The organism is Streptomyces sp. NPDC002577, assembly GCF_053594815.1.
On record NZ_JBSFWK010000036.1, the window covers coordinates 40,896 to 65,462 of the forward strand.

22 protein-coding genes and 1 pseudogene are annotated in these 24,567 nt (G+C 72.2%); 11 read left to right on the plus strand and 12 right to left on the minus strand.

Translation table 11 applies throughout. The features are described 5' to 3' along the window. Positions 1 to 309: 309 nt before the first annotated feature. Positions 310 to 738 (minus strand): hypothetical protein, encoded by a 429-nt coding sequence (locus ACWD4J_RS32390; protein ID WP_451399033.1) that lies wholly within the window; start codon positions 736 to 738, stop codon positions 310 to 312. A 285-nt stretch (positions 739 to 1,023) separates the two neighbouring features. Between ACWD4J_RS32390 and ACWD4J_RS32395 the strand changes: the two genes are divergently transcribed. From ACWD4J_RS32395 to fxsA, 4 genes are all read left to right on the plus strand, one after another. Then, positions 1,024 to 1,464: an Lrp/AsnC family transcriptional regulator gene (locus ACWD4J_RS32395; RefSeq protein WP_451399034.1), complete on the plus strand. Its 441-nt coding sequence runs from the start codon at positions 1,024 to 1,026 to the stop codon at positions 1,462 to 1,464. Positions 1,465 to 1,617: 153 nt separating this feature from the next. Then, positions 1,618 to 3,258 carry an amidohydrolase gene (locus ACWD4J_RS32400; RefSeq protein WP_451399035.1) on the plus strand — a complete coding sequence of 547 codons (1,641 nt, stop codon included), beginning with the start codon at positions 1,618 to 1,620 and terminating at the stop codon, positions 3,256 to 3,258. A 600-nt stretch (positions 3,259 to 3,858) separates the two neighbouring features. Beyond that, positions 3,859 to 4,650 (plus strand): polyprenol monophosphomannose synthase, encoded by a 792-nt coding sequence (locus ACWD4J_RS32405; RefSeq protein WP_451399036.1) that lies wholly within the window; start codon positions 3,859 to 3,861, stop codon positions 4,648 to 4,650. A gap of 95 nt (positions 4,651 to 4,745) precedes the next feature. Further along, positions 4,746 to 5,333: an FxsA family membrane protein gene (gene fxsA / locus ACWD4J_RS32410; RefSeq protein ID WP_451399037.1), complete on the plus strand. Its 588-nt coding sequence runs from the start codon at positions 4,746 to 4,748 to the stop codon at positions 5,331 to 5,333. Between the two features lie 298 nt (positions 5,334 to 5,631). Here fxsA and ACWD4J_RS32415 read toward each other — a convergent pair whose 3' ends face one another. From ACWD4J_RS32415 to yczE, 4 genes are all read right to left on the minus strand, one after another. Next, entirely contained in the window at positions 5,632 to 6,006 is a 375-nt protein-coding gene (locus tag ACWD4J_RS32415; RefSeq protein WP_067283835.1) for an RNA polymerase-binding protein RbpA, read from the minus strand. A gap of 255 nt (positions 6,007 to 6,261) precedes the next feature. Continuing rightward, positions 6,262 to 7,599 (minus strand): MFS transporter, encoded by a 1,338-nt coding sequence (locus ACWD4J_RS32420; RefSeq protein ID WP_451399038.1) that lies wholly within the window; start codon positions 7,597 to 7,599, stop codon positions 6,262 to 6,264. Positions 7,600 to 7,688: 89 nt separating this feature from the next. Further along, positions 7,689 to 8,456, minus strand: coding sequence for a glycerophosphodiester phosphodiesterase (locus ACWD4J_RS32425; protein ID WP_451399039.1), 768 nt, complete (start codon positions 8,454 to 8,456; stop codon positions 7,689 to 7,691). After that, complete coding sequence (gene yczE, locus ACWD4J_RS32430; RefSeq protein ID WP_451399074.1) at positions 8,453 to 9,076, minus strand: membrane protein YczE; 624 nt, start codon at positions 9,074 to 9,076, stop codon at positions 8,453 to 8,455. Before yczE ends, ACWD4J_RS32425 begins: the two co-directional genes overlap by 4 nt. Positions 9,077 to 9,324: 248 nt before the next feature. On the opposite strand from yczE, the gene ACWD4J_RS32435 reads away from it, so the two are divergent. Continuing rightward, on the plus strand, positions 9,325 to 10,824 hold the full coding sequence (locus tag ACWD4J_RS32435; protein ID WP_451399040.1) for an SCO1417 family MocR-like transcription factor: 1,500 nt from the start codon (positions 9,325 to 9,327) through the stop codon (positions 10,822 to 10,824). Positions 10,825 to 11,394: 570 nt separating this feature from the next. On the opposite strand, the pseudogene ACWD4J_RS32440 reads toward ACWD4J_RS32435, so the two are convergent. After that, a pseudogene (locus ACWD4J_RS32440) lies at positions 11,395 to 12,924 on the minus strand (ATP-binding protein); the annotation flags it as partial. 49 nt (positions 12,925 to 12,973) lie between these two features. Further along, a complete protein-coding gene (locus ACWD4J_RS32445) occupies positions 12,974 to 13,168 on the minus strand; it encodes a hypothetical protein (RefSeq protein ID WP_451399041.1) in 195 nt (64 codons plus the stop codon). 362 nt (positions 13,169 to 13,530) lie between these two features. Between ACWD4J_RS32445 and ACWD4J_RS32450 the strand changes: the two genes are divergently transcribed. The 5 genes from ACWD4J_RS32450 (at position 13,531) to ACWD4J_RS32470 (ending at position 18,903) form a co-directional block, all read left to right on the plus strand. Beyond that, a complete protein-coding gene (locus ACWD4J_RS32450) occupies positions 13,531 to 13,923 on the plus strand; it encodes an ankyrin repeat domain-containing protein (RefSeq protein ID WP_451399042.1) in 393 nt (130 codons plus the stop codon). A 284-nt stretch (positions 13,924 to 14,207) separates the two neighbouring features. Beyond that, positions 14,208 to 15,626: a HEAT repeat domain-containing protein gene (locus tag ACWD4J_RS32455; RefSeq protein ID WP_451399043.1), complete on the plus strand. Its 1,419-nt coding sequence runs from the start codon at positions 14,208 to 14,210 to the stop codon at positions 15,624 to 15,626. Positions 15,627 to 15,755: 129 nt separating this feature from the next. Next, positions 15,756 to 16,880 carry a glycosyltransferase family 4 protein gene (locus ACWD4J_RS32460; RefSeq protein WP_451399044.1) on the plus strand — a complete coding sequence of 375 codons (1,125 nt, stop codon included), beginning with the start codon at positions 15,756 to 15,758 and terminating at the stop codon, positions 16,878 to 16,880. Further along, a complete protein-coding gene (locus ACWD4J_RS32465; RefSeq protein ID WP_451399045.1) occupies positions 16,877 to 18,052 on the plus strand; it encodes a glycosyltransferase in 1,176 nt (391 codons plus the stop codon). The genes ACWD4J_RS32460 and ACWD4J_RS32465 overlap by 4 nt, the downstream gene beginning before the upstream one ends. Continuing rightward, positions 18,049 to 18,903 (plus strand): SGNH/GDSL hydrolase family protein, encoded by an 855-nt coding sequence (locus tag ACWD4J_RS32470; RefSeq protein WP_451399046.1) that lies wholly within the window; start codon positions 18,049 to 18,051, stop codon positions 18,901 to 18,903. The genes ACWD4J_RS32465 and ACWD4J_RS32470 overlap by 4 nt, the downstream gene beginning before the upstream one ends. Positions 18,904 to 18,979: 76 nt before the next feature. Here the strand turns inward: ACWD4J_RS32470 and ACWD4J_RS32475 are convergent, their stop codons facing one another. From ACWD4J_RS32475 to ACWD4J_RS32495, 5 genes are read right to left on the minus strand one after another with little or no spacing between them, the layout of a single operon-like run. Further along, the gene (locus tag ACWD4J_RS32475; protein WP_451399047.1) at positions 18,980 to 19,849 is read right to left on the minus strand and encodes a 5-oxoprolinase subunit C family protein; all 870 of its coding nucleotides are present in this window, start codon (positions 19,847 to 19,849) and stop codon (positions 18,980 to 18,982) included. Then, positions 19,846 to 20,463, minus strand: a complete 618-nt coding sequence (locus ACWD4J_RS32480) for a 5-oxoprolinase subunit B family protein (RefSeq protein WP_451399048.1) — start codon at positions 20,461 to 20,463, stop codon at positions 19,846 to 19,848. The genes ACWD4J_RS32475 and ACWD4J_RS32480 overlap by 4 nt, the downstream gene beginning before the upstream one ends. Next, a complete protein-coding gene (locus ACWD4J_RS32485; RefSeq protein WP_451399049.1) occupies positions 20,460 to 21,224 on the minus strand; it encodes a LamB/YcsF family protein in 765 nt (254 codons plus the stop codon). The genes ACWD4J_RS32480 and ACWD4J_RS32485 overlap by 4 nt, the downstream gene beginning before the upstream one ends. 45 nt (positions 21,225 to 21,269) lie before the next feature. Continuing rightward, complete coding sequence (locus ACWD4J_RS32490) at positions 21,270 to 22,115, minus strand: putative hydro-lyase (protein WP_451399050.1); 846 nt, start codon at positions 22,113 to 22,115, stop codon at positions 21,270 to 21,272. Next, positions 22,112 to 23,434, minus strand: coding sequence for an MFS transporter (locus ACWD4J_RS32495; protein WP_451399051.1), 1,323 nt, complete (start codon positions 23,432 to 23,434; stop codon positions 22,112 to 22,114). The genes ACWD4J_RS32490 and ACWD4J_RS32495 overlap by 4 nt, the downstream gene beginning before the upstream one ends. A 185-nt stretch (positions 23,435 to 23,619) precedes the next feature. Between ACWD4J_RS32495 and ACWD4J_RS32500 the strand changes: the two genes are divergently transcribed. Next, a complete protein-coding gene (locus tag ACWD4J_RS32500) occupies positions 23,620 to 24,378 on the plus strand; it encodes a GntR family transcriptional regulator (RefSeq protein ID WP_451399052.1) in 759 nt (252 codons plus the stop codon). Positions 24,379 to 24,567 lie beyond the last annotated feature (189 nt).

Consider the following 24,567-nt stretch of genomic DNA (forward strand, 5'->3'; position numbering starts at 1 on the left):
GCGGCCGGGGAACCGATTCTGCCGACATGGGGAGAGCGGGGACCAGGAGGCGGCGACGGCGGCCTGTCGCGTGCGGAGGCGTCATGCCTGATCCAACGCCTGGGAGGGCAGACAGGTCACCGGTATGAGGAATCGACTCTGCGTTCAGGGGCAGCGGGTGAGGCTGGGCGTTCACGGACGGCGGGTGAGGCTGGGCCGTCCCATTCGGGCTGCGGCCTCCGCTTGCGCGGCTCCGGACGCACTGATCCTGCACCACGGCATTCTCTCCGCGATGGTGCAGGACAGATACGGGGGGCTGATCGGCTGAGGCTACGCGGCAGGGCGGCGGATCGCCGAGATCCGGATGGGGCGCGAGCCCGGGCCGCCGACGTGCGAGAACGGCTGCGTCCGCCAGTCGAGCCCCTGAGGGAGCGTCAGGAGAAGGCCCATCTCCTGCTCCTCGGCCTCCAGCGACTCGTCCGCGGGCCGTGCGTCGGATGCCCAGCGGCCCGTGCCGGGGCAGACCGTGAGCCCGAACGGGTTCCACGGGGACGCGCACAGTGCATGCTCCGGCAGGACGTCCTCGTCCGCCAGAAGGGCGATCGGCTGGGCGCAGTCCGGGCAGATCACCCGGTACATCTCCAGAGTGTCGTAGGTGTCGAGCTCGTCCTCGACCGGTTCGACGCCCTCCGGTGCGGGCTCGATGACCGGCTGCTGCCTGCTGCGGGCAGGCCGACCGGGACGCTTCAGACTCTGCATGAACTCCCCCTCGGGTGGGCCGTCAAGGCGCTGCGGCCTGGACCACAGCAAGCACTTCCCGCCTGGTCGTACGGGTAATCGCGCCCAACCCGCGGACACGGCCACAGTCCTGTGGCGTTCGTCACATGCCGGGTGCAGGTGCCGAAACCTCGAACGACGAGGGGCTGATTGGTGGCCGGAAGACCGGAAACCAGGGGAAAACGGTGGATGGTCCAGTGGGTGTGCCATCGTCCGCATAGCCGAGCGTGTATCCGGGAGGATCATGCGCACTGTAGCTTTTGCGCCATGGAGGAGCTGGACCGTCAGATTGTGCAGCTGCTCGTCAAGGACGGGCGGATGAGCTACACCGACCTGGGCAAGGCCACTGGTCTGTCCACGTCGGCCGTGCACCAGCGGGTGCGCCGGCTGGAGCAGCGCGGCGTCATCCGCGGCTATGCCGCGGTCGTCGACCCCGAGGCCGTCGGGCTGCCGCTCACGGCCTTCATCTCGGTGAAGCCGTTCGACCCCAGTGCGCCGGACGACATCGCGGACCGGCTCGCCGGCGTCCCGGAGCTCGAGGCCTGTCACAGCGTCGCCGGTGACGAGAACTACATCCTCAAGGTGCGCGTGGCGACCCCGCTCGAACTGGAAAACCTCCTCACCCGCATCCGCTCCCTGGCCGGCGTCTCGACCCGCACGACGGTGGTCCTCTCCACGCCGTACGAGGCGAGACCTCCGAAGATCTGAGTCAGTTGTTGTGGGCAGGCGTTCCGCAGGGCGACGGGGGTACCTCCCATGCCCTTAAGACAATGGGGGAGGGTGGGCACACCCCACGCCTTACGGCGCCCCGACGTGCAACCCGAGTAAGGCGGCAGTGATCCAGGGGGAGACACTGTCCCCATGAGCAAGAGCCCAACCAGTCGCAGAGACCATCGCACCGTGCTGCTGCGCCGCGGCGACATCCACACCCCCGCCGACCCCTTCGCCACCGCGATGGTCGTCGAGCGCGGACGCGTCGCCTGGGTCGGCTCCGAGGGGGCCGCCGACGCCTTCGCGGACGGTGTCGACGAGGTGATCGACCTCGACGGTGCCCTGGTCACCCCGGCGTTCACCGACGCCCACGTCCACACGACGGCGACCGGGCTCACCCTCACCGGCCTCGATCTGACCGGCGCCCGCTCCCTCGACGAGGCCCTCGCACTCGTACGCGAGCATGCGGCTGCACGTCCGTACGACCGGGTCCTCCTCGGCCACGGCTGGGACGCCGCCCGCTGGCCGGGCGGGCGAGCGCCGTCCCGCGCCGAGCTCGACGAGGCGACCGGCGGCCGCCCGCTCTATCTTTCCCGGATCGACGTGCATTCCGCGGTCGTCAGCACGGCGCTGCTGGACCTCGTGCCGGACGTCGCCGAGCGCGCCGGGTACCAGCCCGACGGGCCGCTCACCCGCGACGCCCACCACGCTCTGCGCGCCGCCGCCCAGGCCGCGGTCACCCCCGAGCAGCGCACCGAGGCGCAGCGTGCGGCCCTGCGGCAAGCGGTCTCGCTCGGCATCGGCTCCGTGCACGAGTGCGCGGGGCCGGACATCTCCAGTGAGGACGACTTCACCGGGTTGCTGCGGCTGGCCGCGGAGGAGCCCGGGCCGCGCGTCGTGGGCTACTGGGGCGAGCAGATCGCGGACGCCCGAGGCGCCGAGAAGATCAGGGCTCTGGGCGCGATCGGCGCCGCGGGCGACCTGTTCGTCGACGGCGCCCTCGGCTCGCACACCGCGTGCCTGCACGAGCCGTACGCCGACGCCGGGCACACCGGCGCCGCGTACCTGGATGCCGCAGCGGTCGCCGAACACGTCGTCGCCTGTACCGAGGCGGGACTGCAGGCGGGCTTCCACGCCATCGGGGACGAGGCCGTCACCGCGGTCGTCGAGGGTGTGCGCGCCGCGGCCGACAAGGTGGGTCTGGCCCGTATCCGTGCTGCCCGGCACCGCGTGGAGCACGCCGAGATGCTCATCCCGGAGACCATCGCGGCCTTCGCCGAACTCGGCCTCACCGCCTCCGTCCAGCCGGCCTTCGACGCCTTGTGGGGCGGCGAGGACGGGATGTACGCCCAGCGTCTCGGCGCCGCACGCGCGCGTGGCCTCAATCCGTTCGCGGCCCTGCTGCGCAGCGGCGTCCCGCTGGCCTTCGGCTCCGACAGCCCCGTCACGCCGCTCGACCCGTGGGGCACGGTCCGCGCCGCGGCCTTCCATCGCACGCCCGAGCACCGTGTCTCGGTGCGCGCCGCGTTCACCGCCCATACGCGCGGCGGCTGGCGGGCCATCGGCCGTGACGACGCGGGGATCCTGGTGCCCGGCGCGCCCGCGGACTACGCCGTGTGGCGCACCGGCGACCTGGTCGTCCAGGCGCCCGACGACCGCGTCGCACGCTGGTCCACCGATCCCCGTTCCGGCACCCCTGGCCTGCCGGATCTCTCTCCGGGCAGCGAACTGCCCGTCTGCCTGCGCACGGTGGTGTCCGGACGGACGGTGTTCGTACGGCCGGACGAGTGATGTACCGGGGAGGCGCGCAGTCGATCTTGGCGTGCCGTCCCGTCGTGCGACCTGCGCATCCTCGCCACTGACCTGCCATTTCCGGGAATCGCGGCAGCTCGAAGGGCTGTTGACAGACGGCCGAGGTCGGCCGGTAGGTTCGGCCGGGTCCACCACTGGACGTCCGACGGGGAACCTCCACGCAGTCGTCGAACGCGGCTGGGTCATGGGGTGGTGTGCCGCACCGGCGCACCACCACTGGGAGCCAGTCCCAGCGCCCGCGCCTCGGGGGCGAGGGAACGTTCCTGCCGGATGGGGGTCCCTCCCTGCTCCCAAGAGTCTGGGGGACGGTGCGACCCGGGTGGGGCCCGGATGCTCAGTAGACAACGGCTTTCGGTAGATCCGCAGCCAGCGGGTCCCAGGTCGGCCCGAAGGGCGCCGGGCCCCGATCCGCCGCGGCCCCGCCGGAGGTGCGGACTCCCGCGTGGTCTCCCGCGGCCTCTTGCCCTTCTCTTGCCGGATTCTTGTCGTATCGACACCCCCACGGGAGCCTGCTGACCACGATGGCGCAGGCAGCGGCCACTATGGTGGAGCCCTGCGTACGGATGTGAAGGGGCAGCAGTGAACGACGGTGATGAGAGCGCCCGGGCGGCGGCCCGGGGGCGGCAGTTCGGTCCGCTCGGCACGGCCTTGGTGATCATCCCGACGTACAACGAGGCGGAGAACATCAAGTCGATCGTCGACCGCGTGCGGGCCGCCGTGCCCGCGGCGCACATCCTCGTCGCGGACGACAACAGCCCCGACGGCACCGGCGAACTCGCCGACGAGATCGCCGGCGGTGACGACCACGTCCATGTGCTCCACCGCAGGGGAAAGGAAGGCCTCGGCGCGGCCTATCTCGCGGGCTTTAGCTGGGGACTCGAGCGCGACTACGGCGTACTGATCGAGATGGACGCCGACGGCTCGCACCAGCCCGAGGAACTGCCCCGGCTGCTCACCGCGCTCAAGGGTGCCGACCTCGTGCTCGGTTCCCGCTGGGTGCCCGGCGGCCGTGTCGTGAACTGGCCTCGCTCCCGCGAGTTCCTCTCCCGCGGCGGCAGCACGTACTCGCGGCTGCTGCTCGACGTCCCGATCCGGGACGTCACCGGCGGCTACCGCGCCTTCCGCCGCGAGACCCTCGAGGGCCTCGGTCTTCGCGAGGTCGCCTCGCAGGGGTATTGCTTCCAGGTCGACCTGGCACGCCGTGCCGTCAAGGGGGGCTACCACGTCGTCGAGGTGCCCATCACCTTCGTCGAGCGTGAGCACGGGGACTCCAAGATGAGTCGGAACATCGTCGTCGAGGCGCTGTGGCGGGTCACGGCGTGGGGCATGGAGGAGCGGGTCGGCCGCGTGCTGGGCCGCAAGCGCGCCTGAGTCCGGCTGCTCCGCCGTGCCCCGGTGCCGGGGTGCCGCTCCCTGTCGGCCGCCCGCTTACGCGGGGCTGAGCCCGGCACCGGCACACTGGAAGCATGATGACTGGTGCGACGCCTCCCCCGAACACCGCCCGGCCCCGGCGCTCCCGGCCGCGTTCCTATCTGCCGCTCGCCATCGCCGCGTGGCTGGTACTGGAGATCTGGCTGCTGACCGTCGTGGCGGACGCTGCGGGAGGGTTCACCGTCTTTCTGCTGCTGATCGCCGGGATCGTGGTGGGCTCCCTGCTCATCAAGCGCGCCGGGCGGCGGGCCTTCCGGCGCCTGAGTGAGGCGCTGCAACAGCAGCAACAGCAGACGGCCGCGGTCCCGCCAGGAGACCGGCGCGGCAGCGGCAACGCGCTGACGATGCTCGGCGGGCTGCTGCTGATCATGCCCGGTCTGATCTCCGACGCTCTGGGCCTGCTCTGCCTGGTGCCGCCGGTCCAGAAGTTCCTGAGCCGGTACGCAGAGCGCACGTTCGAGCGGCGGCTGCAGGCCGCCCCTCCTGGCAGTCTCGGAGACGCCTTCCAGCAGGCCCGTATACGCCGCCCCGATGGCAAGGTCGTCCAGGGCGAGGTCATCCGCGACGACGCACCGCCCGCCTCCCGCCCGGACACCGGACCGCGCCCGCCGCTGACGCCGTGACGGCGGCCGGCTCCCAGGTTCTGACGGGGGTCGGACCCTCACGCTCAGACGGGGGCCCGGTCCCCAGCTCTGACGGCGGCGCGTCGCCGATGCCCTGACCGCGGTCCGCCCCCTCTGCCGGGCCCGGCCCTCACGCCCTGACGGCGGCCCGCCGCTCACGTCCTGACCGCGGCTCGGCCCGCATGGCCAAGCAGCCCGCCCGGGCCCGGGCCCGGGCACGCAAAGCAGCCGCGGCTGCCACACCGATGTGTGGCAGCCGCGGCTGTGCGCCTTCGGCGGTCGCGCCCGGCCCTCCGGGTCAGGCGGACTTGCGGCTGTCCCGCGGGTGCACGGCGATGTTCATGGCGCCGGAGCGCAGAACGGCGAGCCGCTCCTCGAGAACCTCTTCCAGCTCCTCGCGAGTGCGCCGCTCCATCAGCATGTCCCAGTGCGTACGCGCAGGCTTCGCCTTCTTCTCCTCAGGGCCGTCGCCATCCACCAGGAGTGCCGTGGTCCCACAGACCTTGCACTCCCACTCCGGCGGGATCTCCGCCTCGACCGAGAAGGGCATCTCGAAGCGGTGCCCCTTCTCGCATGCGTACTCCACGGCCTGGCGCGGGGCCAGGTCGATGCCGCGGTCCGTCTCGTAGCTGGTCACCACGAGGCGCGTGCCGCGAAGAGCTCGCTCACTCATGAATCGTGCCTCCCGGGCTTGTCGCCCACAGGACAGGTGTCGCTGTCGTCGTCATCCGGTCAACGTCCGGTCGGCGGTAAAGATTCCCGATCTGGGTCATGCGTCGCCGTCGTAGCCGCCCCTTTTTGTACCCACCGACGCCCGGTTTGTCACATCTGGCAGCAGATGTCACCCAGCGCTGATAGAGCTTTGTCGCGCAGTAACGGTCCGCCTGGCAGGCCAAACGCGTACACTACCGCCCTTTGCCGCCCGGTGCTAAATCCGTTCCGGAACGGGATTGCCGGCGTCCAGGACCGCGCGCCGCACGGGAACGCGCGCGAGCAACACGAAACCGATCACGAAGAAGAGCACCAGAGAGAAGATCGCGTCGCGATAACTCCCGGTCAGCTGGTATGTGAGCCCGAAGAGCAGCGGGCCGAGCCACGACATCCCGCGGTCGCTCATCTCGTACGCGGAGAAGTACTCGGCTTCCTTTCCGCTCGGCACCAGATGTGAGAAAAGTGACCGTGACAGCGCCTGGCTGCCGCCGAGCACCAGCCCGATGCCCGCGGCGAGCACGAAGAACCAGGCGGGCGTGCGCGCGGGCAGGAAGTATCCGGCCCCGATGGTGACGGTCCAGGCGATCAGCGAACCGAGGATGGTCCGCTTTGCGCCGTACCTCTGGGCCAGCCGGCCCATGCCGAGCGCGCCCGCCACGGCCAGCACCTGCACCAGCAGCACCGCGGCGATCAGCGTCGACTGACCGAGCTCCAGTTCCTCCGATCCGTAGACCGAGGCCTGCGAGATCACGGTCTGGATTCCGTCGTTGTAGACGAGATACGCCAGAAGGAACGCGAGCGTGTGAGGATGCCGGCGCATGTGGCGTACGGTCGCGGCCAGCTGCCGCCAGCCGTGGGCGGACGCCTCGGCGTCCGGCGTCCCGCGGTCGCGCAGCCGCCGCAGCGGGACCAGGGTGAAGGCGCCCCACCACACGCCCGCCGAGGCGAGACAGATGCGTACCGCCGTTCCCTGCGACACCCCGAAGCTGTCGTGGGCCGTGAAGAGCACCAGATTGGCGACCAGGACGAGCGAGCCGGAGGCGTAGCCGAAGGCCCAGCCGCGCGAGGACACGGCGTCGCGCTCCTCGGGAGCCGCGATCTGCGGCAGATACGAGTTGTAGAGCACCATCGAGACCGCCAGCGACGCGTTGGCGACCATCAACAGCGCACCGCCGAGCAGATAGCGGTCGCCGGACAGGAAGAACATGCCCGCGGTCGCTGCCGCGCCCAGATAGGCGGCGGCCGCGAGCAGCGGCTTCTTGCGGCCCGTACGGTCGGCTGCCGCGCCTGCCAGCGGCATCAGCAGGATCGAGAGGATCACGGACGCGGACACGGAGTACGCGAAGAAGGATCCGGCGCGGACCGGGATGCCCAGCGGATGCACGAAACCGTCCGCGTCCGCGGCGGCCTTGGCGACCTCGGTGAGATAGGGACCGAGGAACACCGTCAGCACGCTCGTCGAGTACACCGAGCACGCCCAGTCGTAGACGTACCAGCCGCGCTGTTCGCGCCGCCGGGCGGCCTTCTCGTCGCCGCCGTCGGACGCCGTCTGCACGGCACCGGTTCCCGGTCCTGTCCCCACCCGTGGCCTCGCTTCGCCCTCGGTCGCCCCGTACGCGGACGGGCGCGGCGTGCGGGGAGCCGTCAGACCCAGATCCCGCGGTCCTTCATCACGTCGCGCAACGTCTCGATGTGATCGGTCATGATGCCATCCACGCCGAGGTCGAGGAGCCGGTGCATCCGCTCGGCCTCGTTGACCGTCCAGACGTGCACCTGCAGCCCACGTGCGTGGGCCTCACGGATGAAGCGGTGATCGACGACGCGGACGCCGGACTGGGCTTCGGGGACCTGGGCGCAGACCGCGGACCGGCGCACCGCCGCCGGGATGCCGATCGACCGCAGGCGCAGCCCCAGCACACCCCGCGTGCCGTACGACGTCGCGAGGCGCGGGCCCCCGAGGCGCTGCGCCCGGGCCACCCGTGCCTCGGAGAAGGAACCGACGCAGATGCGGTCCCACACGCCCGTGCGCTCGATCAGGTCCATCAGCGGGAGCAGCGCGGGCTCCGCCTTGATGTCGACGTTCCAGCGCACGTCGGGGAAGGCTTCGAGGAGCTCATCGAAGAGGGGGACCGGTTCGCTGCCCGCCACGCGCGCGTGCCGCACGTCGCTCCACGGAAGATCCGCGATGCGGCCGCCCGCGTCCGTCACCCGGTCCAGCGTCGCGTCGTGGAAGGCCACGAGCCTGCCGTCGGAGGTCGCGTGCACATCGGTCTCGATGTAGCGATAACCCAGCTCGACCGCGTGCCGGAAGGCGGCCATGGTGTTCTCCAGGCCGCCGGCCGCTCCGCCGCGGTGGGCGAACGCGATGGGCCCCGGATGGTCGAGATACGGGTGGCGTATGGCGGTGGTCACGCACGGAGTATCGCTCGGTTCGGTGGCGAACCGGCAACGACTGCGCTGCCCCCGGATGCCGTGGGGACGGCGAAGACGCGCAGGAAAACCTGGGCGAGGGGGCCGATCGCCAGCGCGTACAGCACCGTTCCGACCCCGACCGTGCCGCCGAGGACGAAGCCGGTCACCACGACCGCCACCTCGAGGGCCGTGCGGACCAGGCGGATGGACCGGCCGGTGCGCCGGTGCAGGCCCGTCATCAGGCCGTCCCGCGGGCCAGGCCCGAACTTCGCCGCGATGTAGAGGCCGGTCGCCACTCCGTTGAGCGCGATTCCGCCCACGAGCAGCGGGATCCGTACCGCCAGGCTGTGCACGCCGGGGACCAGTGCGAGGGTGCCGTCCATCGCGATGCCGATCACGAACACGTTCGACACGGTGCCGAGGCCCGGACGCTGCCGCAGCGGGATCCAGAGCAGCAGCACCGTGGCACCCACGATGATCGACACGACGCCGATCGTCAGCCCCGTCAACTCGGCGAGGCCCTGGTGCAGCACGCCCCACGGCTCCAGCCCCAGACCCGACTCCACGAGGAGCGCGGAGCTCACGCCGTACAGCGTGAGACCGACGTAGAGCTGGATCAGCCTTCGTACGAGATGCCTCTTCGGCGCGGGAGGAGGCGATGCCGGCGCAGGGCCGGTGGGCTCTGACTCCTCGGACTCCTCGTGCTTCTCGGCGCTCTCGGGCCTCTCAGGGCTCTCGGAGCTCGCGCGTGCGGACGGCGTGGACAAGAGATGCCCCCCTGGTGGTAGTAGTGGACTGGTCTGTGACACTCTGTGGCTTGGCAATGCACGCCATCCATGGCCAATTCGGGGAAGGTGGACTGGAAATCATGGCGCACTGGACCTCGGCGGTGGGCGCGGTGCAGCTCGCCCGGCTGATCACCTCCCAGCAGGACCGCCCCGCGGGTCCCGGCACCCGCCGGCCACCGGCGTACCGTGCGCTCGCCGACGGCATCCGGGTGCTCGTCCTCGAAGGGCGCGTTCCGGTGGCCGCGCGCCTGCCCGCCGAGCGCGAGCTGGCCCTCGCGTTGTCCGTCAGTCGCACCACGGTGGCCGCGGCCTACGAGGAGCTGCGCAACGAAGGGTTCCTGGAGTCCCGCAGGGGAGCGGGCAGCTGGACCGCCGTACCGGCCGGGAACCCGCTGCCCGCGCGCGGTCTCGAGCCCCTGCCGCCCGAGGCCCTCGGCTCCATGATCGACCTCGGCTGCGCCGCGCTGCCCGCCCCCGAGCCCTGGCTCACCCGCGCCGTCCAGGGCGCACTGGAGGAGCTGCCGCCATACGCGCACACGCACGGCGACTACCCGGCGGGCCTGCCCGCCCTGCGCGAGATGATCGCCGACCGGTACACCGCGCGCGGCATACCGACCATGCCTGAACAGATCATGGTGACCACCGGCGCGATGGGAGCGATCGACGCGATCTGCCATCTCTTCGCGGGCCGAGGCGAGCGCATCGCCGTGGAGTCGCCCAGCTACGCCAACATCCTGCAGTTGATGCGGGAGGCTGGCGCGCGGCTCGTTCCCGTCGCCATGGCCGAAGAGCTCGCCGGCTGGGACATGGACCGCTGGCGCCAGGTGTTCCGCGATGCCGCGCCCCGGCTCGCCTATGTCGTCGCCGACTTCCACAATCCGACGGGAGCTCTGGCCGACGAGGACCAGCGGCGCCGGCTCGTCGACGCCGCCCGCGCGGCGGGCACCGTGCTTGTCGCCGACGAGACCATGAGCGAGCTCCACCTGGACCCCGGCCTCGAGATGCCGCGTCCCGTCTGCGCGTTCGATCCCGCGGGCTCGACGGTGATCACGGTCGGCTCGGCGAGCAAGGCGTTCTGGGCCGGCCTGCGTATCGGCTGGGTTCGGGCCGCGCCCGATGTGATCCGCAGTCTGGTGGCGGCGCGCGCCTACGCGGACCTGGGCACCCCCGTCCTTGAACAGCTTGCCGTCAACTGGCTGCTGAGCACCGGCGGCTGGCAGGAGGCCGTCGACCTCCGCCGCGGCCAGGCCCGGGACAACCGAGACGCCCTGGTCGCAGCCCTGCGGCGCGAACTGCCCGACTGGGACTTCGAGATCCCGTCCGGCGGGCTCACGCTGTGGGTGCGCGCGGGCGGCCTGTCAGGGTCGCGTCTCGCCGAAGTGGGCGAGCGGGTGGGCGTGCGCGTCCCCTCCGGCCCCCGCTTCGGGGTCGACGGCGCCTTCGAGGGGTACGTACGGCTGCCGTTCACCGTCGGCGGCGCCGTCGCCGACGAGGCCGCCACACGGCTCGCGGCCGCGGCGCGCCTGGTCGAGAGCGGCGCGACGACCGGGACGGAGGCGCCGCGGACGTTCGTCGCCTGAGCGCCGGGTTCCTCAGCGCTCCGCCCCCGACGCCCCTGCGACATGTGCACCGGCGACTGCCGAATCGGCGACCGCGGAACCGCTGACAGGTTCGCGGGATACCGGCTGGGAGACATTGGACGCGGACACGGGCGAGCCGGTGGCCGATGACCCCGAAGGCGACTGGGCTGCCGGTGCCCCCGAAGGTGCTCCGGCCACCGGCCCCAACACCGGCGACTTGGCCGCCGGTGACGCGCCGACCCGTGACCCGCGGGCCCCCGGACTCGCGGCGACCGCTTCCACGGCGCGACCCTGGGCTGCTGCCACCGCGACGGATCCGGCATCCTCGGCCGCCCTCTCCGCGGCCGAGATGCCGGTGGCCGCTGCGGCGGCGACAGGCACGCGCGCGTCGACCGTTGCCTCGTCCGGCCGTGCGGCAGAGGCCGCTGCCCCGATGGGCACGGCTTCGCCCAGGCGCTCTCGGGCAGCCGTCTCCACGAGGGGCGGCGCGAAGGGGTCTGCGACAGCCCCCGCTCCGACGGGCTCCAGCCCTCCGCCAGCCGCTACGGGGACAGCCGCGCCCGCCTCGTCCGTCCGGTCCGCGGCCGCTCCGAGACGCTGCGGCAGCAGCTCCATCACCGCCGTGCGGTGGGACTCGCTGGTCGCGTCGTCGTACGGGTCCGGTGTGGCCGGGACCTGCAGCCGGTGCACCGGGCCCGCGCCCAGTCGGGCGTAGCCCCGGCCGGGGGCCATGTCCTTCGTGGGGGTGGTGTGCGGAGGCACCCCGAGAACGCCCTCGATCTGCTCCGGCGTGGCGGGGCCGAGGACGACCCGCGCGCGCGTGTGCTGGCGTACCGCGTCGCTCAGGGCGTCGAGACTGTCGAACTGGTCCGCGACCACGACGGTCACGTTGGCCGCCCGGCCGTGCCGCAGGGGCACCTGGAGCAGGTTCTGCGGATCCCTGCGGCCGTCCGCAGCCGCAAGGTGCCCCAGGATGCTCGGCCGGTCGAGGAGGACCCACAGCGGGCGCTTGGTGTCGGCCGGTGCCGGCTGACCCGCCTGGCGCGCCCGGTTCGCGGCGATCAGGCGCCTCTCCGTCTCGTGTGCCGCCCACTCCAGGGCCCCGGACGCCCCGGCGAGCCCGCACTCGACGGCCAGGACTCCGCGCCGTCCCGTCAGACAGGCGTACTCGCCGGTGCCACTGCCCTCCACGATCAGCACGTCGCCGTCGTGTTGCAGGGCCTGCAAGGCGATCGAGCGCAGCAGGGTCGTCGTGCCGCTGCCGGGCTGGCCGACGGCCAGCAGATGCGGCTCGGTGGAGCGGATGCCGGTGCGCCAGACGACCGGCGGCACGTCGCGCCGTCCGCCGCCGTCCGCCACGGGCAGCGTCCGCGGAACCCCCGTCGGGTCGGTGAAGCCGAGCACCGTCTCACCCGGCGTCGTGACGAAGCGCTGGGCCGCGATGTGGGTGGGCAGCGCCGACAGGACCGACACGGTCAGCTGGTTGCCCTCCTCGTCCCAGTCGAAGCGGTACTCGCGGCCCCGGCCCGACTTGGCGTGCACCAGGTGCTCGATCCGCTCGCGGGACTCGGCCTCGCCGTCCGTGAAGTACGCGGGGTAGCGGATCTCGAGGCGGGAGATGCGGCCTGCCTCGTCGAACTCGTGGGAACCGAAGGCCTTGTCCCACTCGCCGCCGTGCGCGTACAGCGGGCTCGGGTCCTCGGGCACCGAGAAGTACGGGACGAGCGCTTCGTAGAGCGAGGTGAGCCGCTTCAGCTGTGGTGCGCCCGGGCTGCTCGCGGACCTGGTCGCACTGTCCCGGCCTGCCCAGGCAGCGGCCGCCAGCAGTACGACGCCCGTCAGCAGCGGACCGTAGGGGACCAGGGCGACGACGAGCAGCAGGGAGCTCACCAGGAACAGCAGCGGCCCGCGCCGGTCCTTCGGGGCCGCAGCCCACTTGCGCAGCCCGGCGGCGGCCAGCCGGTGCAGCCCACGGGTGATCGTGAGCAGCGGGTGGAGGACGTCGCCGGCCGCGTGGGCCGCCGACCGCGCCAGTTCCCGGCCTCGGGCGGACCGGGTGCCGCCGTTGCTCAGCATGTGGGGGAGTACACGCCGGGACACGTCTGTCTCCTGGGGGTGCGTTCGAGGGGGTGCGTACCGGGCGGGAGCGTCAGAAATTGATCCCGCCCAGCAGGCTCGCCAGGCTCGCACCACCGGCCTTGATGCTGGGGGCGACTGCCGTGCTGGACATGTAGAAGCCGAAGAGCCCGCAGACGACCGCGTGCCTGCCCTTGAGCCCGTCCTTGCGGCAGAAGAGGACGACGACGGTGCCGAGCAGTACGACGCCCGAGATGGAGAGAATCATGAGAGGTCTCCTGGTCAGTGGGGACAGTCAGGTCAGTCACCATGAGTACTTCCAGGCTCACAGGATGTATCTATACGATAAAAGGTGCAACTGGGTGAAATTACGCTGTTTTCCATCGACTGGCAGGGTCCCGCTCGGTCACCTGGCGGGCTTCGGGATGCGGGTGGCCTCGCGATGATCTTTGCCTCCGCCCGGGCCGGTCATGTGCCCGCGCGGGCAGTACGCTGGCGATTCATCCGTACGGGTGCTCGGCTGCGCCTCCTCGCGCGCCCGGAATGCGCACTCTCGCAGCGTGCGTACACACGTCATCACACACCGTGCACGCCGACAACGCACACGCAGTCGAAAGGTGGTCCGAGCCGATGACCGAAGCCCCCGACCCGGAGGTCGTGGAGCTGGCGACCAGGATCTTCGATCTGGCGCGCCAGGGCCGGACGGAGTCGCTCGCCGCATACGTCGACGCGGGCGTCCCGGCGAACCTCACCAACGACAAGGGCGACTCACTCGTGATGCTCGCCGCCTACCACGGCCACGCGGACGCGGTCCGCGCCCTGCTCGAGCGCGGCGCCGAGCCGAACCGGGCCAACGACCGAGGGCAGACACCGCTTGCGGGCGCCGTCTTCAAGGGCGAGGCGGCCGTGATCCGGGCACTGCTCGACGGCGGCGCCGACCCTTCCGCGGGCACACCGTCGGCGGTCGACACGGCCCGGATGTTCGGCAAGACCGACCTGCTCGAACTCTTCGGGGCGCACTGAGTCGCGAGACGGAAGCGTTCGGGGCGCACTGAGCGGTCGGAAATGTGGTCGCGACGGACAGAACCGCTGGGTCATCATGACGACGTGGTTCACGGACGCGACGACTGGGCAGGTGTTGCCGCACCGCGCGGACCGTAGCGGTCCGCTCCCGGCGGGCCACCGACGAGAGGCAGAGGAAAATGGTCTACAGCAAGCAAGAGACGGCGGGCGCCCCGACGTGTTGTCGCGCGGCCAGGTAGTGCGGTATCCCCGGTTGCGTCGACGCTTGATGTGAGGCTCTTTCCATGTTCGATCCGGTCATAGCGCCCAGCGGTACGCTGCTCGGCCTGCTCCAGCGGGGCCGCGGCGACGGCACACTGCACGCACTCACCGCACCGCGAACCGAGGCGCTCGCGGCGCTGAACCACTGCGTGCTGCACGACCCCCGCCACGACTGGCAGGTGGAGAACCGCTCGCTCTACTACGCGCGACTCTTCCTCGACCTCCGCGGGGAGCTCGACGAGATCGAGCGGCATCTCTTCGCCCCGGACGACGTCCTCGAGACGGACGAGTCCCGCACCGGGCTCGCCCTCGCGGTGCTCGGCCACCTCGCCTCCTACGGCAGGCGCGACGCGCTCGAACTGCTGCGGCGGTACGCGGCGTACGGCACCAGCTGGGCCTGGGCGCTGGACGAGCTCGCTCTGCGCGACGACGACGCCGGGCTGCGCGGCCTGGCCGTGCCCGTCCTCGCCCGCTTCCCGTCGACCCCCGAGGGGGACGCCGAACTGGCCGCCGCGGTCCGGGACGCCTTCGAACCGCGCCCCTGGCGGCTGTGGGCCGACGACCCGCGGGAAGGGATCGCCGCCCGGGTGCGGGCGGCAGGGGAGAAGGGCTCGTTCGACCGCTGGCAGCGGCAGCTCACCCCGACCGGGCCGCGTCCGGGATGGAGTGTCCAGGCGGTCTTCGACTGGGCCCAGCAGGGTATCGAGCGCGGCGCGGCCCTCCACGTCCCGGCCGCGCGCTGCCTCACCGCCGTCGCAGGCCCCGACGACCGGCCGGCGATCGTCGAGGCCGCGCGCAGCGGCAACGACGGGGCACGCTGCACCGCACTGCGCTATCTGGCCGCCGCCCAGGATCCCGCGGCGCTCGACCTGATCGAGGCCGCCGTGGACAGCCCGTCGCGGCTCGTGGTGGACGCGGCCGTCGATGCCTTCGAACGGATGCGCAGCGTCGCCGCGGTGGAACGGGCCAGGCGCTGGGCGGGCCGCCCCGACATCCTCGGCGCGGCCGCCGGGCGGATGCTCGCCTGCCGGGGCGGTACGGGGGACAGCCACCTCGTCCTGGCCGCGCTGCGGGAGACGGTGCGCGGCGACGGCCCGGACGACGCGGCGCTGGGCACCCTCGTCGACGGGACCGGACGGCTCGGCATCGTCTGCGCCGCCCCCGTGCTGCGGCACATCTACCGCGAAACCGCCTCCTCCCATCTCCGCGGCCGCGCCGCCCGCGCCCTGGCCGCCACCGATCCCTCCTTCGCCGCGGGCTTCGCCGTCGAGTGCCTGTGGGACTGCGAGGAATCCACCCGCGAACTGGCCGCGCGGCACGCCGAGACCGGCGACGTGCGCGTCGTGGAACAGCTCAGAAGGCTCGCCGCCGACCCGGCCGAGGAGGCCGAGGTACAGACCGCGGTGCGCAGCAGGATCGGGCCCGACGCATCGGCCGTGTAGCGGCCGATCGCGGGACGGGCTGAAATTCAGCCCGTCTGGGGGCACCTCGAGGCGAACTCTCATTCGACGTTTCCCGGCAGGAAAGATCCACGTTGACGTGGCCACGTCCCGCACGTGGACAACACGGGTATGCGTGTCGTCATCGTCACCGAGTCCTTCCCGCCCGACATCAACGGCGTGTCCCACTGCGCCCTGCAGACCGCCCGGCACCTGGCCGCACGCGGTCATGACCCGATCGTCGTCGCCCCCGCCTCCGGGGCCGGCACCGGGCCCGACGCCTCCGCGCCGTGCCCCGTCATCCGGGTACCGTCCCTTCCGCTCCCTGGCTATCCGCAGGTCAGGGTGGCGCTGCCGAGCCGCAGGGTGGCAGCGGCACTGATCTCGCACCGGGCCGACGTCGTCCATCTGGCGAGCCCCTTCGTGCTGGGGGTGCGCGGGATGGCCGCCGCCGCGCGCCTGGGGATCCCCGCCGTCGCCGTCTACCAGACGGATCTGGCCGGATACGCGCGCACCTACATGGGCGCAGGCGAGGCCGCCGCCTGGCGGCGCATACGCAGCGTCCACGCCGCGGCCGACCGCACCCTCGCGCCCTCCACGGCCGCCCTGCGCGACCTCGAGGAGCACGGAATCCCCCGCGTGCGGCTGTGGGCCCGCGGTGTGGACACCGACCGCTTCCGGCCGTCGCTGCGCGACGAGGCCATACGCAGGGAGCTCGCCCCCGGCGGCGAACTGATCGTGGGATACGTGGGACGGCTCGCCCCCGAGAAGCAGGTCGAGCTGCTCGCCGGAGCCGCCCGCCTCGACGGGGTCAAGGTGGTCGTCGTCGGTGACGGCCCGAGCGAGAGCACGCTGCGCGAGGCCATGCCGAACGCCGTCTTCCTCGGCCGCCGCACGGGCGACGAGCTGGCGCGGATCTTTGCCTCGCTGGACGTCTTCGCGCACACCGGACCGTATGAAACGTTCTGCCAGACCGTGCAGGAGGCCATGGCGAGCGGTGTCCCCGTCATCGCCCCCGCGGCCGGCGGACCGCTCGACCTCGTCGACCACGGGCGGACGGGTCTGCTCGTGCCCCCGCGCGACGAGGATGCCGTGCGTGACGCGGTGTCGTCCCTCGCCGCCGACTCCGCTCGGCGTGCGGCGTACGGGGCCGCAGGCCGGGCCACCGTCGAGGGCCGCACCTGGGCTGCCGTCGGCGACCAGCTCATCGATCACTACACCGAGGTGCTCCGGGCGCGGACGGCGGTGGCGGCATGACGGCCTCGGCATCGCCCCTGCGCATCGTGCGCCTGGCGAACTTCGTCGCGCCCTCGTCGGGCGGGCTGCGGACGGCACTGCGCGAGCTGGGCACCGGCTACGCAGCGGCCGGCCACGAGCCCGTGCTGATCGTGCCCGGCGACCGGACCGACGACCGCGACACCGACCAGGGCCGCGTCATCACCGTGCCGGGACCGCTGCTGCCCGGCACCGGCGGCTACCGGGTGATCACCGACCGCCGGCGACTCACCCGGCTCCTCGAACAGCTCGCCCCGGACCGGCTCGAGGTCTCCGACCGTACGACCCTGCGGTGGACGGGCGAGTGGGCGCGCCGCGCCCGCGTCCCCGCCGTGATGGTCTCCCACGAGACGGCGCACGGCGTCCTGCGTACCTGGGGACTGTCGGAGGGAGCGGCGCGGCGGGCCGCCGACGCCCTCAACCTCCGTACCGCGCGCGCGTACACGCGTGTCGTGTGCACCACGGAGTGGGCGGAGCGCGAGTTCGTACGCATCGGCGCACGCAACGTCGTGCGCGCACCGCTCGGCGTGGATCTGGAACGCTGCCATCCCGGGCTGCTGGACCCGCAGTTGCGCGAGCGGCACGCGCGCGTGGGGGAGGCGCTGCTCGTGATGTGCTCGCGTCTGTCTGTCGAGAAGCGGCCGGGCACGGCGCTGGACGCGCTGGAGGTGCTGCTCGGCAGGGGACAGCGGGCGGTGCTCGTCGTGGCCGGTGAAGGCCCGCTGCGCGCCCGGCTCGAACAGCGCGCCCGTGAGCGCCGGTTGCCCGTGACGTTCCTGGGCCATGTCGGCGACCGCACGGCCCTCGGGGCACTCCAGGCCTCCGCCGACGTGTGCCTGGCACCCGGGCCCGCCGAGACGTTCGGGCTCGCGGCACTGGAAGCGATGGCCTGCGGCACCCCGGTCGTGGCCAGCGCGACGTCCGCACTCCCGGAGATCGTCGGCGCCGCCGGAGCCACGGCAGCGGACACGGGAGCATCCTTCGCGGACGCCGTGCAGCACCTCCTGGAGCGTCCGGAGACCGAGCGCCGCGAAGCGGCACGCGCGCGTGCCGAGTGCTTCGGGTGGGACATCGCGGTCCGGGCCTTCCTCACGGCGCACGACGCACCGGTGCGGGTGCCGCGGGCCGGTGAGCGCGTGGGAGGCGTGGCATGAAGCCGGTCCGCTTCGCCGCGCTCGGGGACTCGCTCACCGAAGGAGTGGGCGACCGGGTGGGGGACGGGTGGCGCGGCTGGGCCGCGCTGCTCGCCGACGGACTCGCCCCCGACGAAGCCCCGGCGGAGTTCCGCAACTTCGCGGTCAGCGGCGCCCAGACCCTGGACGTCCTCGAGCGGCAGACCCCGGCCGCACTCGCCCTGCGGCCCGACATCGTGTCCGTCGTGGTCGGCGTCAACGACACGCTCCGCTGCACCTTCGACATCCAGGCCGTGGCCGCGCGCCTCGACCAGGTCTACGCGGCCTTCGCGGCGCAGAAAGCGGTGCTGCTCACCGCCTGCCTGCCGGACCCCGGGGCGATGCTCGGCCTGCCCGGCGTGCTGGCCCGTCCGCTCGCCCGCCGCCAGCGGGCCGTGAACACGGTCGTGCACGCGCTGTCGGAGCGCTACGGGGCCGTCCATCTGCACGCCGCCGAAGGAGACTGGATCACCGACCGCGCGATGTGGAGCGCGGACCGGCTGCATCCCGGTGAGCGTGGTCACCGGGTGCTCGCCGCGCGCTTCCACACGCTGCTCGCCGCGGACGGGATCGCAGCGGGCCGTCAGCCGTCGGTCGAGCCCCAGCTTCCGCCGCCCACACGGTCCGCCAGCCTGCTGTGGCTGGCCACCGCGGGGACCGGCTGGGTGGCGCGCCGGTGCACCGATCTGCTGCCGCAGCTCCTCCGGCTGGCCGCGGACGAGGTGCGGCACCGGGCGAAGGGCACCAGTGCGCGGCTGGATCTGCGGGCCTCGCACGCGGTGGCGGCCGCGCTGGCGGCGCTCTCGGCCGCAGAGACGGCGGATGCCGCGTGAGCATCCTCGGAGTCAGCCGAGGGGAGTCGGCCGTGGGGGAGGACCGATTACGTGCGGCGGAACGAGCGAGGGAGGCTCAGCGCCTGCGGACCGCCACGAACCGTACCGGAGTCCCCGGTGTCGCCTGGGCTGCGGCCGCGAGGTCGGTTTCCCGCACCACCGCGATCACCGGGTACCCGCCCGTGGTCGGGTGGTCGGCGAGGAAGACGACCGGTCTGCCGTCCGGGGGCACCTGTACCGCGCCCAGCACCATGCCCTCACTGGGCAGTTCACCGTCCACCGCCCGCTGAAGCGGCGGACCGTCGGTGCGCAGCCCGATGCGGTTGCTCGCCGATGACACGCGGTACGCGCGCGTGGTCAGCGTGCGCAGGGCCGCATCGGTGAACCAGCCGTGGCGGGGGCCGAGCGTCACCCGCAACACGAGTTCGCGCGGGGGCCCCGGCTGCGGAGCGACATCCGCACGCATGCGTGCCGCGGTGGGTCTTCCCAAGGGCAGCACGGTTCCGTCGGCGAGCGGCGCCGGGCCAAGACCCGACAGCAGATCCGTCGACCGGCTCCCAAGGACCGGCTCCACGGCCACCCCTCCGGCGAACGCCACATAACTGCGTACGCCCGAGACCGCCGCTCCGACGTCCAGCACCGCCCCTGCCGGGACCCGGACCGGAGCACTCCAGGGCACCGGCCGGCCGTCGACGGTCACCGGGCAGGGGGCGCCGCCCACTGCCACCTCGACATCGCAACGGGGCCGTACAGCACAGCCGTTGAGGGTCGTCTCCAGGACCGCGGCGTCCGGTGGATTGCCCACGAGCCGGTTGACGAGGGCGGCGGCGGGAGCATCGAGCGCACCGGAGCGGGGCACGCCGAGGTGTGCGTGGCCGTGGCGGCCCCGGTCCTGGACGGTGGTCAGCGCACCGGCCCGGACGACGGCGACGGCACGGTCGGTCACTGCGGCCCCTCCGGTACGAAGCGCACCCGGGCACCGGGAGCGAGCAGCGCGGCAGGCACGCGCGCGTGGTCCCACAGTACGGCGTCCGTCGTGCCGATCAGCTGCCAGCCGCCAGGCGAGGAGCGCGGGTACACGCCCGTGTACGGGCCCGCGAGCGCGACGGCACCGGCCGGAACCGCCGTACGGGGCGTGGCCCTGCGAGGCACGTCGTAGCGCTCGGGCAGTCCCGTCAGATAACCGAAGCCGGGCGCGAACCCGCAGAACGCGACGCGGAACTCCGCAGCCGCGTGAATCCGGCCGACCTCCTGTTCCTCGACGCCCCACAGCGCCGCCACGTCCGCGAGATCGGGACCGTCGTAGCGCACGGGCAGTTCGATCGCGTCGTCCGTGCGCGCGACAAGGGGCGGGATGTCCCAGGCCGTGAGCTGCGCGGCCAGCCGGCCCGGGTCGTCGAGCCCGTCGAGCAGCACCGTGCGGGCCGCGGGCACGATCTCCCGTACGGACAGTGAGCCCGCGGCTCGGCGCCGCAGCAGCTCGGCATGGAGCGCCTGCGCCTCGGCGCCGCTGCCCAGCTCGACGAGCAGGGCCCGGTCGCCGACCGGCAGCGCCCTCATGCGAAGGCCTCCACGCGGACGCCGGCCGCCTCCAGCTCGGCCCGCACACGCCGCGCGAGACCCACCGCGCCGGGGGTGTCCCCGTGCAGACACAACGACCGCGCGCGTACCGCGATCTCCTCGCCCGTGTGGGACGTGACGGTCCCGGACCGTGCGAGACTCACCGAGCGCTCGACGACGGCCTGCGGATCCGTGACCACGGCACCGTCCTGGCCGCGCGGCACCAGCGTGCCCTGGGCGGTGTACGCACGGTCCCCGAACGCCTCGGTGACGACCGGCAGTCCGGCCTTCTCCGCCGCCTCGAGGAGGCGCGATCCGGGCAGGCCGAGCACGGGCAGTGCGGCGTCGGCCAGCAGCACACCGTCGACCACGGCCCGCGCCTGGTCCTCGTCGTGCACGACCCGGTTGTAGAGCGCGCCGTGCGGCTTCACATACGACACGCGCGTGCCCGCCGCGCGGGCGAATACCTCCAGGGCGCCGATCTGGTACGCCACTTCGGCGGCCAGCTCGTCGGGCGGCACGTCCATCGCGCGCCGCCCGAAGCCCGCCAGGTCGCGGTAGGACACCTGGGCACCGATCCGTACGCCGCGTTCGGCCGCCGTCACGCACACGCGCCGCATGGTGGCCGCGTCCCCGGCGTGGAAGCCGCACGCGACGTTCGCGCTGGTCACGACGGACAGCAGCTGTTCGTCGTCGGTCAGCTGCCAGCGCCCGAAGCCCTCGCCGAGGTCGGCGTTCAGATCGATCGAGACCGAGGCCATGTGTCTCTTTTCTCCTGTTTCCTCTTGCTGTTCGAACGAGCCGGTTCAGAGCACCCGGTACTGCTCGTCGCGGGCGTCCGTGATGAACATCTGACCAGGTGCATGCGTGATGGCGAACGGCGGGCAGGAGGCCATCACGGCCGCCTGCGGCGTCACCCCGCACGCCCAGAACACCGGGATGTCGCCCGGTTCGAGGTCCACCGGATCGCCGAAGTCGGGTCGCGCCAGGTCCTGGATGCCCAGCACGTCCGCATCGCCGCAGTGCACCGGGCTGCCGTGCACCGCGGGCATCAGGGAACTCTCCCGGATCGCCGCCGGGAGATGCTCGGGCGGAACGGGACGCATCGACACCACCATGGGACCGTGCAGCCGGCCCGCGGGGCGGCAGCGGCGGCCCGTGACGTACATGGGGACGTTGCGGCCCTGTTCGACATGGCGCATCGGTACCCCCGCCTCGGACAGCGCCCACTCGAAGGTGAAGCTGCAGCCGATCAGGAACGACACCAGGTCGCCGCGCCAGTGTCCGACGACATCGGTGGGCTCGTCGACGAGTTCGCCGTGCTCCCACACGCGGTACCGCGGCAGATCGGTGCGCAGATCGGCCCCCCGCGCGAGCGGTGTGCTCCAGGAACCGGCGTCGGTGACGTCCAGCACCGGACAGGGCTGGGGATTGCGCTGGCAGAACAGCAGCATGTCGTACGCCCAGTCGGCGGGCACCGAGATCAGATTCGCCTGGGTATGCCCCGCGGACCAGCCGGCGGTCGGCCCCGAGGCACCCGAACGGAAGTGGGCCCGGGCCTTTTTGGGGCTCCACGCGCGCGTGCGCGCAGTGACGTGCTCTGCGGAGCGGTCCTGCGTACGGCTTTCGGCGCGGTCCTTCGTACGGTTCACTGCAGCTCCCGTCCACGGGTCTCGGGCAGACCGAACAGTGCGATGACGGCGAGGCCGTAGCCCACCGCTCCGAAGACGAGCGCACCGCCCACGCCCCAGCTGTCGGCGAGGAACCCGACGAGGGTGGGGAAGACGGCGCCCACCGCGCGGCCGGTGTTGTACGTGAAGCCCTGTCCCGTGCCGCGCACCGCCGCCGGGTAGAGCTCGCTGAGGAACGAGCCGAAACCGCTGAAGATGGCCGACATACAGAACCCGAGCGGGAAACCGAGGACGAGGACCAGTGTGTTCGCGCCGCTCGGGATGTTGGTGTAGGCGAGGACGGCGGCTGCGGAGAGGAAGGCGAAGAGTGCGATGTTCCGCTTTCGGCCGAGTTTGTCGGTGAGGTAGCCGCCGGTGAGGTAGCCGAGGAAGGCACCGGAGATGAGGAAGGTCAGATAGCCGCCGGTGTTGACGACCGAGAGGTGGCGTTCCGACTTGAGGTAGGTGGGCACCCACGTGGCCAGCGTGTAGTAGCCGCCCTGGACGCCGGTGGAGAGCAGCACGGCGAAGAACGTGGTGCGCAGCAGGCCCGGTTCGCTCGCCGTCGCCCGCTTGAAGATCGCGGTGAACGAGCCCTTCTCCGCGCTCTTCTGCCGGCGCTCGGCCGCCTTGGGGGCGTCGTGCACGCTGCGCCGTACGTAGACGACGAGCAGCGCGGGCAGCGCGCCGGTCCAGAACATCACGCGCCATGCCACGTCGTCGTCGAGGAACTGGAACACCAGCGTGTAGACGATCACGGCGAGCCCCCAGCCGATGGCCCAGGAGCTCTGGATGGCGCCGAGCGTACGGCCGCGGTGCCTGGCGCTCGCGTACTCGGCCACCAGGACGGCGCCGACCGCCCACTCGCCGCCGAAGCCGAGGCCCTGGAAGGCGCGGAAGACCAGGAGCGTCTCGTAGTTGGGCGCGAAGCCGCAGGCCACGGTGAACACGGCGTACGTGATCACCGTGACCATCAGGGCCTTGACCCGGCCGACCCGGTCGGCGACCACACCGGCGAGGGCGCCGCCGACCGCCGAGACGACCAGCGTGACGGTGGTGATCAGCCCCGTCTGCCCGCTGTCGAGGCCGAAGTATGCCGCGAGCGCCACCATGCTCAGCGGCAGCGTGAAGTAGTCGTAGGAGTCGAGCGCATAGCCGCCGAACGCGCCCGCGAAGGCGCGGCGGCCGCGCGGCCCGAGGGCGCGCAGCCAGGCGAAAGCGCCGCTGTCACCGGAGAGTTCGTCCGTGCCGGGCCGCCGGTCCTCGGTCGTCAGGGCCTGTGTCGGAGGAGTCGTGCTCATGAGCACCTCACAGAAAGGGACAAAGGGTGCATGCGAACGGGAATGTGCCGTACGGGAGATGAGCAGAGCGGGTGTGGGCGCCGGAGCGGTGCGGGTCGGCGTCCTGCTCGACAAGGTAGAGGATTGTTGAACGATCCCTCAATACCCATGTTGTTTCGTTCTTGTGTCTGAGGTTGAATTCCGCCATGGGTGCTGTGTCTTCGCGGGGTGCGAGCCCCGGACCTTCGGCCGGAGAGTCGGCAGGACTGGCCGACGACCGTGCGCTGCTGGGCCGTACGAGCACGGCGGAGCGCGTGGCGGACATCCTCAGGAGCCGTATCGCCGACGGCTACTTCCGGCCCGGCACACGGCTGTCCGAGGACAGCATCGGCGGGGCGCTCGGCGTCTCGCGCAACACGTTGCGCGAGGCCTTCCGGCTGCTCACCCACGAGCGGCTGCTCGTCCACCAGCTCAACCGCGGCGTCTTCGTCCGGGTCCTCACCGTCGAAGACGTCGAGGACATCTACCGCACCAGGCGACTCGTGGAGTGCGCGGTCGTACGCGGCCTGGGCAGGCCGCCGTATGCGCTGGACGCGGTCGCCGAAGCCGTCGCCGACGGGCGGCGGTCGGCACGTGAACGCGACTGGAAGGGTGTCGGGACGGCCAACATCCACTTCCACCGGGAACTGGTCGCCCTCGCCGGCAGCGAACGCACCGACGAGGTGATGCGCAGCGTCTTCGCCGAACTGCGCCTCGCTTTCCACGTGGTGGACGACCCGCGCCGGCTGCACGAGCCGTACCTTGCCCGTAACCGCCAGATCCTGGAGACGCTCCAGGCGGGCGACCGCGACAAGGCGGAGCGCCTGCTCGCCGAGTACCTCGACGACTCGCGCCGGGGGCTCGTCGAGGTGTACGGACAGCGAGTGGGGGCGGGCGAGGATGAAGACTCGCCGACGGACGGGTGAGCGGCGCGCCCCACCCGCGCATCGGTCAAGGTCGCCCCCCGATTCCCGAGATCGGGTGAGTTGCGTCTGCTGCCATTGTTCATACGATTTGCCGTGGTTTGGTCTTTGTGGTGTGCAGGCCCGTTGTGTGGCCCGGACGAAGCGGCGGCCGGAACGTGTCACGCGTGGCCTGGGCGGTATCTGCGCCGT

Excerpts from the sequence above, each read along its gene's own strand:
- ACWD4J_RS32390 (WP_451399033.1), bottom strand. The coding sequence starts at position 738 with ATGCAGAGTCTGAAGCGTCCCGGTCGGCCTGCCCGCAGCAGGCAGCAG.
- ACWD4J_RS32395 (WP_451399034.1), top strand. The coding sequence starts at position 1,024 with ATGGAGGAGCTGGACCGTCAGATTGTGCAGCTGCTCGTCAAGGACGGG.
- ACWD4J_RS32400 (WP_451399035.1), top strand. The coding sequence starts at position 1,618 with ATGAGCAAGAGCCCAACCAGTCGCAGAGACCATCGCACCGTGCTGCTG.
- fxsA (WP_451399037.1), top strand. The coding sequence starts at position 4,746 with ATGATGACTGGTGCGACGCCTCCCCCGAACACCGCCCGGCCCCGGCGC.
- ACWD4J_RS32415 (WP_067283835.1), bottom strand. The coding sequence starts at position 6,006 with ATGAGTGAGCGAGCTCTTCGCGGCACGCGCCTCGTGGTGACCAGCTAC.
- ACWD4J_RS32435 (WP_451399040.1), top strand. The coding sequence starts at position 9,325 with ATGGCGCACTGGACCTCGGCGGTGGGCGCGGTGCAGCTCGCCCGGCTG.
- ACWD4J_RS32445 (WP_451399041.1), bottom strand. The coding sequence starts at position 13,168 with ATGATTCTCTCCATCTCGGGCGTCGTACTGCTCGGCACCGTCGTCGTC.
- ACWD4J_RS32450 (WP_451399042.1), top strand. The coding sequence starts at position 13,531 with ATGACCGAAGCCCCCGACCCGGAGGTCGTGGAGCTGGCGACCAGGATC.
- ACWD4J_RS32455 (WP_451399043.1), top strand. The coding sequence starts at position 14,208 with ATGTTCGATCCGGTCATAGCGCCCAGCGGTACGCTGCTCGGCCTGCTC.
- ACWD4J_RS32460 (WP_451399044.1), top strand. The coding sequence starts at position 15,756 with ATGCGTGTCGTCATCGTCACCGAGTCCTTCCCGCCCGACATCAACGGC.
- ACWD4J_RS32465 (WP_451399045.1), top strand. The coding sequence starts at position 16,877 with ATGACGGCCTCGGCATCGCCCCTGCGCATCGTGCGCCTGGCGAACTTC.
- ACWD4J_RS32470 (WP_451399046.1), top strand. The coding sequence starts at position 18,049 with ATGAAGCCGGTCCGCTTCGCCGCGCTCGGGGACTCGCTCACCGAAGGA.
- ACWD4J_RS32480 (WP_451399048.1), bottom strand. The coding sequence starts at position 20,463 with ATGAGGGCGCTGCCGGTCGGCGACCGGGCCCTGCTCGTCGAGCTGGGC.
- ACWD4J_RS32485 (WP_451399049.1), bottom strand. The coding sequence starts at position 21,224 with ATGGCCTCGGTCTCGATCGATCTGAACGCCGACCTCGGCGAGGGCTTC.
- ACWD4J_RS32495 (WP_451399051.1), bottom strand. The coding sequence starts at position 23,434 with ATGAGCACGACTCCTCCGACACAGGCCCTGACGACCGAGGACCGGCGG.
- ACWD4J_RS32500 (WP_451399052.1), top strand. The coding sequence starts at position 23,620 with ATGGGTGCTGTGTCTTCGCGGGGTGCGAGCCCCGGACCTTCGGCCGGA.